Below are 10,428 nucleotides of genomic sequence, written 5' to 3' on the forward strand. Positions count from 1 at the left end.
CCTTATTCTTCCTTTCGATATAGGCGGCTAATAGGTTCTGAGCACCTTCAGTCGATGGTTTTTATTGATCCGAATATGTGGATTGCTAATGAGATGAAAAATTATGCCACTCAGTATCAGTGAGCCAACAACGGGCAGTGTATTGGCATAAAAACCCCGATTATTGACAACATCGGCCAGTAAATACACACCACCTGCAATTGGAAAGAGGGTACCAGCTGCCGTTACAAATGGAATCCGGCGATGGAGCATCACCGTTTTTATTTCATTGAACTGGAAGGTTACGGGTTCATCGCGGTTCATCACTTCATTGGCCATCAGAATGCTGAACGTGCTATCCGTAACGTCGTAAAGCTCTTCATTATATTTTTCACCACGAGCTTTAAAATGCAGGTCATCGCCAATAAAATAACGGTATCGATGGAAGCCCCCCAGCGCATGATTTACGTCGAGCGCCAGATAGCGGGAAGGGCGAAGCAGAGCGGTATACGAAGGGCCTTTTCGTTGTAGAAGCTGTTCCGTTGTGAGCGTGTCCTGAGGTTGTGCATAAGCAACAGAAACAATGAACAGAAAAGCCAGAATCAGGTAGGAGCGAATGATCATAGCGTTAACTAAACAAATCAGGTGGTTTTGGTAATAAAGCCAAAACTACCTGATTTGTTTCTTAAAAAGATGTTAAGTTGATAAAGCAAGTAAATGAATAATGGATAGTGAACAATGAATAGTTGGGGCGCCCATGTAGTCAAGTAATTCCACTACAGATAATCAGCTCATTATTCATTTATTTCATTCGGACAGCACTCGCCCTTTGGGATATTTAATTTCGTACCAGCCTCTAAGGTAGCCATCGCGTGCGACGATAATTGGGCACGGGTCAGGAATACGGTTACTTGCCGAAGTGTAGTCTGAACGCGTTGTTCGTCGGCGACGGTTGTCGCGCCAACCTGAGCGAAACTGAATGCTGAGCCTAAGCAAAGCGTAGTAATCATTAATACGATTTTCATAGTGGCAGGATGTTTAGGCCTTGTAGATTCCATAAGTGAGTAGACCGTTTAATTATTTGGGCAAATCATCGCAATAATTCGCCAGCTTACTGAACTTTGCGCCATGATTACTGCCGACCAACTTCGAACCTTTACCGAACAAATCTTTATAGCCATCGGCTGTTCCGAAACCGATGCCAATTTAGCCGCCGACGTACTCGTTAGCGCCGACCTCCGGGGTGTAGATTCCCACGGAGTTGCTCGCTTACCGGGCTATGTCCGGCTCTACGACCATAAACGCATCAATCCCAAGCCACACATGCGGGTTGTACATGAGACTCCATCGACAGCCGTTGTCGACGGCGACCGAGGGCTGGGTCTTATTGTGGGGCCTTGGGCCATGCAAGTAGCTATCGAAAAAGCCAAACTTGCCGGAACGGGTTGGGTAGCTGTCCGCAATTCCAATCACTTCGGCATTGCGGGCTATCATGCCCTACTCGCCACCGAACACGATATGATTGGGCAGGCCATGACGCATGCGGCTCCGCTTGTAGCACCGACCTTTTCACTAGATAAGCTCTTAGGAACCAACCCGATTGCCGTAGCCATTCCGGCAGCAACAGAACCTACGTTTCTGGCCGATTTTGCCTCGACAGCCGTAGCCTACGGCAAACTCGAAATTCTACAGCGTAAAGGGCAGGAAGCTCCACTTGGTTGGGCACAAAACGCCGAAGGTCTGCCTACAACCGATGCCAATGCCATTCGGAACGGTGGGGCCTTACTACCACTGGGTACCGACCGCGAACACGGTTCGCACAAAGGGTACGGGCTTGGTGCCATTGTCGACATTTTTTCGGGGGTTCTATCTGGTGCAAATTATGGTCCCTGGGTACCGCCTTTCGCTACGGCTGGCTTTATGCAGGCGAATGAGGGCGTTGGGGAAGGGACAGGGCACTTTTTTGGAGCCATGCGAATCGATGCATTCCGCCCTGCCGATGAATTTAAAACACACATGGATACCTGGATCCAACGGTTCCGGCAGGCAAAAGCGGTTGAAGGCAAGCAGGTTCTGATTCCCGGCGACCCTGAGCGTATGATGGAAGCCGAACGACTCGCCAATGGCATTCCTGTTGTTGAGCCCGTTATCAAAAGCCTGGAAGAATTAGGCGAACGCTTCGGGATAAAATTGTAAAAATGGCACGCTGATGACGCTGATTTATTATGATTTTTATCTGCGTGAATCATAATAAATCAGCGTCATCAGTGTACCATTAACCTGTCAAATCAAATCCATATGAATTATCGAAAACTCGGCAAAACCGGCTTTACTGTTTCTGAAATTAGCTTGGGCACCTGGCAGGTGGGCGGCAAATGGGGTGCCCCCTTCAGCCACGAGAATGCCGACCGTATCCTCAACGAAGCTGTTGACTCTGGCATTAACTTCATTGACACAGCTGATGTATATGGGGATGGTGAAAGTGAAAAAGCTGTCGGGCGACTGGTACGTTCGCGATCTGAGCAGATTTTTGTGGCCACCAAATGTGGTCGTCGTTTGCAACCCCATACGAATGAAGCCTATCAGCCCAAAGCGCTTCGAAACTTTGTGGAAGATAGCCTGCGGAATATGAGTCTGGAAACGCTCGACCTGATTCAATTGCACTGTCCACCAACGGATGTGTATTATCGACCCGAGATTTTCGAACTATTCGATCGATTGAAAGACGAGGGTAAAATTCAGAATCTGGGGGTTAGTGTTGAGAAAGTCGAGGAAGGGTTGAAAGCCATTGAATTCCCGAACGTCACTACGGTCCAAATCATTTTTAACCTATTCCGGCAACGGCCCGCTGAGCTGTTTTTTAGCGAAGCCAGCCGCCGGGATGTGGGTATTATTGTTCGAGTGCCACTGGCGAGTGGCTTATTGACCGGTACGTTTAGCGCCGATACGTCCTTTTCGGCAACCGATCACCGGACTTTCAATCGGCAGGGCGAAGCATTCGACAAAGGGGAAACGTTTTCGGGTGTAGACTATGCCACTGGACTAGCTGCCGTCGACGAACTAAAAGCCGTTTTTCCTGCTGATGCCAATTTAGCGCCCGACGCTCTCCGCTGGATTCTCACCTTCGATGCGGTAAGTTGTATTATTCCGGGGGCCTCAAAACCAGCCCATCTATCGTCGAATTTGCAGGCAATGGAACGCCCCGCTCCTACTCCTGAGCAAATGGTCGCCATAAAACGAATCTATGACGAACGCATCAAAAACCCGGTGCATTATTTGTGGTAATGAATGAGACGCCGATCGAACGGATTTAGTATGATCTATGTGGATAACAATCATACTAAATCCGTTCGATCAGTGTCTCATTATCATTTCCCAAAATAAACCTGAAAGCCTAAACTGATATTGACGGCTTTCGGAACGTTGGGAATAAGTGCGTTTGGACTGCCTGCGATGAGACTATTGACAGATCCGGCGTCTCCTCCCGTGTAGGTCACCCCCAGATCGAAACTCACCGATCTGTTTATAAAAAAGGCAACGCCCCCTGTAGCACTATAAGCAGCATCGGTACTTGATCCGGCTGAAGATCCATTCGTTGTAACCGACGTGTTAATGACGCCAATCGATGCGCCCAAAAATGGTTTCACTTGAGATGGCCCTAAATAATACCGTAAAAAAGGAGCAAGTCCAATCTGAGTAACTTTATTTCCACTAGCGCCCGCGTAAAAAAACGGTATACCAGCACCAACCACCAGGTTATCAGCGACAAACCAGCCATACGTTGGCTGAAGACTAATCAGTGTCGTAGAGCTTCCGCTTGGAATGATAATATTTCCAACATTAACGCCCATCAGACGATTTCCCTTCTCGGTTTGGGCCATGGCACTCGATAAACTTACAACGAGCAGAATGATTGTCAAGAATCTCGTTTTCATAACATGTATATACGTTTAGTGAATACATGTTATGACAAACAAGGAGTTCTTTTGTTTGTACAATTTTATCCCACTTTAATAAAAAAGACTCGATATACTATCGAGTCTTTTTACAATTGCCAGATAATCAGCCTATCACTTACCAATCAGCGCTTTCTTAAACGTACCGTCGGAACCAAAAAGTAGAACGCCCCGCTTTTTGGCAGAAGTTGTAATCGACACGATATAATCGCTGGTTGTTTTCTCCTGAGCCGCCTTATTGATCGTCGCTCCTGCATAATTAGACGTAATGTAGGTTGTAATGGCAGCCGGTAGGCTCGATACTGCCACTTCTGTTAGGTCAGCCCCAATGCCACCCGGACGAGGGTGATGAGTAGTATCACCTACCGTTGGCTTGGGTCGATGAGTCGAATCGCCAGGCATGTGATGGTGGGCTGAATCACCAGGCGCATGATGATGGGCTGAGTCGCCGGGAGCATGACCAAATCGCATCTCTGCCTCTTTCACAAACGTTCCATCTGCTTTAAAGAGCAAGAGTTTTAGCGAGCTGTTAACAGTAATAGCTACCAGAAAATTACCCGCTTCATCTTTCCGGGCATCCTTAATTGTAGCCCCCGCATAGTTCGTCGTAATGTAGGTTGTAACAGCCGCTGGCAAGCTCGACACATCAACCGCCGTTAGACTGTGCGGCCCCGTAACCGACGTACTACTAACTCCACTCGACCGCGCCGAACCATCAGCCGTTGGATCAACCGCCGTTTTATTGCAGGCATTCAACCCCACTACCAACGCCAACCCACAACTGAACACAAGCAATGTTTTCATAAAGAACATAGATAGGTTTTGTTAAAAAAATAAAACAGAAAAATAAGCAATGACCAACTTCGTTAGCTGACCCATCACTCCTTACGTGGTACCTGGAACGAGCGTTGCAACGTCCGAAAAAAAGTAGTAAAAACACTCAAACTGAACGATCAAGCAGGGTAACCATTAAAAAAGTATAAATGAGTCGGTTAAGACCTAACTATGTACCAACTTGCGATCAAGAGCAGCTAAACACCTCGAACAGAAAGTTGTTTTTTCAAAAAAAAGGAACATTTGGTCAATTCTGCCCATTTTGAAAACCTCAGTTATTTTATAAAAAATCAGTACAAACAGTTACCAATCTTTACTTTTATAGCGTTTTATTTGCACAACAATTCGGTATTCCATATTCTATTTGGCCAACTGACCAATTGTAAATATATTGTTCTATGAAAAAACAAAACACCCACCAATCCCAGTCTCAGACACTTAATGGCATGACTCAATCGCAGGGTCAGGCAAGCGTTAACTTCTCTTTCAGTGATTATCAAACTGAGAATTTTTTCGATGAGATGTTCGTGAACGAGAGCCAGGTTCGCGACGGGTATGCCCCTTTTCAGCAACGTGTTGAGCAACTCACCCGAGAAGACCTTATTGGGCGACAGCACGCAGCTGAACGGGCGCTGATGAGCATGGGAATTACGTTCAATGTATATTCGGAAGGGGAAGGCACAGAGCGGATTATGCCGATTGACATTATTCCGCGGGTCATTGAGTCGGCAGAATGGAACAGACTTGAAGCGGGACTTATCCAGCGAATCAAGGCTATCAATATGTTTCTGGATGATGTGTATAACGAACAGCGCATTCTGAACGATGGCGTTGTTCCGCGCGACCTGATTGAATCCAGCAAATCATTTCTGCCTGGTTGTCTGGGTGTTCGGCCCCCTAAAGGAATCTGGTGTCACATTACTGGTACTGACCTGATTCGGGGCGACGATGGAACCATGATGGTCCTCGAAGATAATCTTCGCTGTCCATCGGGCGTATCGTACATGCTCGAAAACCGGGAACTGATCAAACAGACGTTTCCCGAAGTATTGACCCAAACGGGCGTTCGGCCGGTGTCTGACTATCCGACACGGTTGCTCCAGATGCTCCAGTTCATTGCCGATCGTCCGAACCCAACCGTGGTTGTCTTAACACCGGGCATCTATAATTCAGCCTATTTTGAGCACTCGTATCTGGCTCAACAAATGGGCGTTGAGCTGGTCGAAGCCCGCGATCTGGTAGTATCGGGTGGTTACGTAAAAATGCGTACCACTAAAGGCTTCCAGATTGTTGATGTCATTTACCGACGTATCGACGATACGTTCCTTGACCCAAAGGCGTTCAATCCCGATTCCATGATTGGCGTGCCGGGTATTTTTGAAGTCTATAAAAAAGGGCGTGTGGCACTGGCCAATGCACCCGGTACTGGCGTTGCCGATGATAAGGTGATTTATGCCTACGTACCCCGCATCATTAAGTATTATCTGGGCGAAGAAGCTATCATTCCCAACGTACGGACCTACATCTGCCGGGAAGAAGAAGACTGCAAGTACGTGTTGGAAAACATCGAGCAACTAGTGGTCAAAGAAGCCAACGAAGCGGGGGGCTACGGCATGCTGATCGGGCCTAAAGCTACGCCCGAAGAACACGAATTATTCCGCAAGAAAATTCAGGAAAACCCGCGCAACTACATTGCCCAGCCCACGATTTCGCTCTCGCGTGTGCCCTGTATTGTCGGCGACCATGCCGAAGGCCGTCACGTCGATTTACGACCTTATATTCTCTATGGCGATGGGGTCAACGTTATTCCGGGTGGCTTAACGCGAGTTGCCCTTCGCAAAGGCTCGTTAGTTGTCAACTCCTCGCAAGGCGGTGGCGGTAAGGATACGTGGGTGTTGTATTAATGGTTGGTGTTCAATGTTTCAGGTTCCAAGTTTCACACGTATAGCTTACAACTTGAAACCTGAAACATTGAACACTAAACTCCCTACCTTTACGCCCCAACCACAACAAAACTGCTTTGCCTGATCTAAGTATTATCATTGTCAATTACAAGACACCCCAACTCATTCTTGACTGCCTGACGTCGGTTTACACCTATACGCAGAACATTCACTTCGAGATATTAATCATTGACAATCAGTCAGGTGACAATAGCCAGGCGATCATACAGACATCCTTTCCCGATGTACGCTGGTTCCAGATGGGCTATAACTCGGGGTTTGCCCGGGCCAATAATTTAGGAATTCGCGAGGCCAAAGGGCGTACTATTCTACTACTCAATTCAGACACGTTGCTGGTCGATAATGTGCTTGCAAATTGTGTTCAGGTGCTGGATACACAGCCTGATGTAGCGGCTGTAAGCGCAATCCAGTTACAGGCCAATCGGCGGGTTCGTCCCAACTTATATACAACCTTCGGGCAAATGCGCCGGGCCTTCTACATTTTACCCGGTGGAGAAGCTTCCGAGCGATTTCTGAATCGATTGATGCCCGATCCGCACTATGCAGATCCCAATCAGGTTGAGTGGCTTTCGGGAGCCTTTCTAATGACTCGCCCTTCGGTTGTGGCCAAAGCGGGGATGCTGGACGAGAGTTTCTTCATGTACGGCGAAGATGTCGAATGGGGTTATCGCCTGGGAAAACAGGGAAGACTTTTGCTGCTGCGCGATCAAAAATTCGTGCACCTGGAATACGGTAGCAGCGAAGACAATCAGCAGCATGTGGTTACCCATATCAACCGATTTAAATCGCAGGTTCAGGTTTCCCAATTATTGTGGGTACGGAAACAGTACGGCATTGGCGCTTATTTAGTCCTCATGCTGCATTACCTTCTTATGATTCCCGTTGTGTTTATCTGGAAAATAGCCGTAAATCTTCGCGACCGGCGACGCCCCTGGGCCGATCTGGACAATCAGTGGGCGTATACCAAACAGGTTGGAATATTCTTCCGATTTTTCTGGAAAACACTGTTCAATCGGCCCGGATTCTATAAAGTTTAATTAGCCGCTACGCAAACGTCAACAGGGATACACTTTTGCGGATTGAAATCGTTGTAGTTGAAAAAACGGGATAATTTTATGCGGTTCGTTTACCCAATTGGGCTGTTATGCCTATTGCTAGGAGCGGTGCTGGTGCCCACTGTTAGCCACGCTACGCACGTACGAGCAGGAGAGATTACCACCAAACGAATTTCCGCAACTTCACTCACCTATCAAATTACATTTACTGCCTATTTCGATGAGGTTGGAGGGAAAGACGCGTCTACACAAGCCACTGCTTATACAATCTGTTTTGGCGATGGTACGACAGCTGAGGTCAAACGGTCTATCCGAAAACTAATCAATGGAAATACCTCATCTATTGACGTTTACACCACTACGCACACCTATCCCGGACCGGGCACTTATACAATTGCGGTAACCGTTGTAAATCGCAACAACGGAACCATCAATTTACCGCCACCAGACCAATCTAAGGAAATTGCCTTTTTCGTATCGACAACAATTTTGATCAATGGATCTCTGTTGACCAACTCCACTCCGGTCATGCTCAACCCTCCCCTCGATTCGGGGCGAGTGGGCCAGAAATTCTGCCACAATCCAGCCGCCTTCGATGCCGATGGCGATAGCCTGGCCTACCGATTGAGCGTTCCTAAAACATCCTCAGCAACCAGTATTTGCCTAGGACGAAACATCCCAGCCTATCAGGACCCCACACGATTTAGTACGTCCAGTGAAGCCGGGGGAACGCCCACCTTTACCATCAACCCCATCACCGGTGAACTCTGCTGGGATGCCCCAGGCCAGGCAGGCCAGTATAACTTCGCCTTCATCATCGAAGAATGGCGAAATGGCGTGCTCATCGGGGAAATTACCCGCGATATGCAAATCATTGTGGTCGATAGTCCCAACAAACGACCCATTATCCAGCCCATTACCGACCTCTGCGCCGAAGCTGGTACCCTGATCACCCAACCCGTCACGGCCACCGACCCCGATGGAAACCGGGTCATCATCTCCGGATTTGGCGGGGTATTCAATGTGGGGGCCGATGGAGCAGCCCTGACGCCGGGAGAACTGATCTCCCCTGCTTATGCCCGACTCATCAATGGCGGAGTTACCCAGGCCCAACCTGCTACGGCCACCTTCAGCTGGCAAACCAGTTGTGTCCATGTCCGACAGGCCCCTTATGACGTGACCTTCAAAGTCACCGATGTGCCCCCCAAACCCACCCCCGCCCTGGTCTCCTTCCAGACCTTCCGCATTCAGGTGGTGGGACCTGCCATCAAGAACTTAACCGCCAAACCAACCGCCACCGCCAACGGCAGAGCCATCCAGCTCACCTGGGATGCCTACACCTGTAGCAGCCCCACCACCACCATTACCATCTATCGGAAAGAAGGCTGTCAGCCCGATGACTTACCCAAATGCGTGACGGGTGTGCCAGCGGGCTATACCAAGATCGCTACCGTGCCCAGCACCGCCACCACCTATACCGACACCACCACCCTCAAACGAGGAGTCAGCTACGGCTATCGACTGGTAGCCGCCTTTTCTGATCCCAATGGGGGCATCAATGGAGGGGTCAGCCTGTCCTCCAACAAAGCCTGTCTGGAACTGCCCCTCCTGGCACCGGTCATCACCCAGGTCACCGTCGATTCGACCAACACCACCACCGGACAAATCACCGTCAAATGGACCCGGCCCATCGGCCTCAACCCCGGTGACCTGGGTGCTCCCTACCAGTATCGACTCCAACGAGCCACCGGACTCACCGGTACCACCTATACCACCATTGCCACTATCAATACTAACCTGAGCCCCACCGCTCCTGATACCCTCTTCGTGGACAAAGGCACCTCCAGCTCGATTCTCAACACTACGGCCAATGCCTACCGCTACCGACTGGAGTTCTACTACACAGCCGCCAACGGGACGCTGACCCAGCTCGATGTCACCGAGGCTGCTTCCTCCGTCCGACTGGCAGCCACCCCCGCCAACCGACAGATCGTGCTGAGCTGGCAGGCTAACACCCCCTGGTCCAACGACGGCAAAACCCATGACATCTACCGCTCCCGGTCAGGACCCAATGGACCCTTCAACAAGATTCGGGAATTTACGGTCACTACCTCCCCTTACTCCTTCACCGATGATGGCTCGGACACCTTCACCGCTGATGGCAACACCAGCCGGGTTCTCTCAGCCGACTCTTCCTACTGTTATCGGGTGATGACCCGGGGCCAGTACACCGATACCCAGCTCAGCCGACTGGGGCCGCTGATCAACTACAGTCAGATCATCTGTGCCACCCCGGCCGACACCACCAAACCCTGTCCCCCCCTCTTGCAGGTGGATAGTCTCAACTGTGCCAGCCTGAGTCCCGAAGCCCTCTGCGATCAGAGCAGCTTCACCAACAAGCTGGCCTGGACACCTGGCAGCGGCCCTAGTTGTGATCCCAACATTGCCAGTTACAAGATCTATTATGGTCGCTACCGCACCGACACCTTAGGGGTATTAACCTCGGTGGATGTCCCTACTCAGAAGTATGATCACAGTGGCTTATCGACCGTGGCGGGCTGTTATTACGTGACGGCCGTCAGCAAGCGGGGCCTGGAGAGTACGCCCTCCAACAAGGTGTGTGTGGATGCGTGTCCGAGC

At 49.7% G+C, this 10,428-nt stretch carries 9 protein-coding genes; 5 read left to right on the top strand and 4 right to left on the bottom strand.

Annotated elements, in window-relative coordinates:
- Window positions 1–27 precede the first annotated feature (27 nt).
- Window positions 28–603 carry a hypothetical protein gene (locus ACYVGR_RS23885; RefSeq protein ID WP_460961462.1) on the bottom strand — a complete coding sequence of 192 codons (576 nt, stop codon included), beginning with the start codon at window positions 601–603 and terminating at the stop codon, window positions 28–30.
- A 170-nt stretch (window positions 604–773) separates the two neighbouring features.
- Complete coding sequence (locus ACYVGR_RS23890; RefSeq protein WP_460961464.1) at window positions 774–1,004, bottom strand: hypothetical protein; 231 nt, start codon at window positions 1,002–1,004, stop codon at window positions 774–776.
- Window positions 1,005–1,107: 103 nt separating this feature from the next.
- Between ACYVGR_RS23890 and ACYVGR_RS23895 the strand changes: the two genes are divergently transcribed.
- Both ACYVGR_RS23895 and ACYVGR_RS23900 read left to right on the top strand, forming a co-directional pair.
- Window positions 1,108–2,175: an Ldh family oxidoreductase gene (locus tag ACYVGR_RS23895; protein WP_460961466.1), complete on the top strand. Its 1,068-nt coding sequence runs from the start codon at window positions 1,108–1,110 to the stop codon at window positions 2,173–2,175.
- A 102-nt stretch (window positions 2,176–2,277) separates the two neighbouring features.
- Window positions 2,278–3,264 (top strand): aldo/keto reductase, encoded by a 987-nt coding sequence (locus ACYVGR_RS23900; protein WP_460961468.1) that lies wholly within the window; start codon window positions 2,278–2,280, stop codon window positions 3,262–3,264.
- Between the two features lie 83 nt (window positions 3,265–3,347).
- Here the strand turns inward: ACYVGR_RS23900 and ACYVGR_RS23905 are convergent, their stop codons facing one another.
- Together ACYVGR_RS23905 and ACYVGR_RS23910 are read right to left on the bottom strand one after the other, a co-directional pair.
- Window positions 3,348–3,914, bottom strand: coding sequence for an outer membrane beta-barrel protein (locus ACYVGR_RS23905; RefSeq protein ID WP_460961470.1), 567 nt, complete (start codon window positions 3,912–3,914; stop codon window positions 3,348–3,350).
- Between the two features lie 135 nt (window positions 3,915–4,049).
- Window positions 4,050–4,739, bottom strand: a complete 690-nt coding sequence (locus ACYVGR_RS23910) for a PepSY-like domain-containing protein (protein ID WP_460961472.1) — start codon at window positions 4,737–4,739, stop codon at window positions 4,050–4,052.
- A 428-nt stretch (window positions 4,740–5,167) separates the two neighbouring features.
- On the opposite strand from ACYVGR_RS23910, the gene ACYVGR_RS23915 reads away from it, so the two are divergent.
- From ACYVGR_RS23915 to ACYVGR_RS23925, 3 genes are all read left to right on the top strand, one after another.
- Window positions 5,168–6,673: a circularly permuted type 2 ATP-grasp protein gene (locus tag ACYVGR_RS23915; protein WP_460961474.1), complete on the top strand. Its 1,506-nt coding sequence runs from the start codon at window positions 5,168–5,170 to the stop codon at window positions 6,671–6,673.
- A 116-nt stretch (window positions 6,674–6,789) separates the two neighbouring features.
- Window positions 6,790–7,770, top strand: coding sequence for a glycosyltransferase family 2 protein (locus ACYVGR_RS23920; RefSeq protein ID WP_460961476.1), 981 nt, complete (start codon window positions 6,790–6,792; stop codon window positions 7,768–7,770).
- Window positions 7,771–7,848: 78 nt separating this feature from the next.
- Window positions 7,849–10,428, top strand: a 2,580-nt coding sequence (locus ACYVGR_RS23925; RefSeq protein WP_460961478.1) for a PKD domain-containing protein, incomplete at its 3' end; no start/stop codon positions are given.

Source organism: Spirosoma litoris, assembly GCF_054776755.1.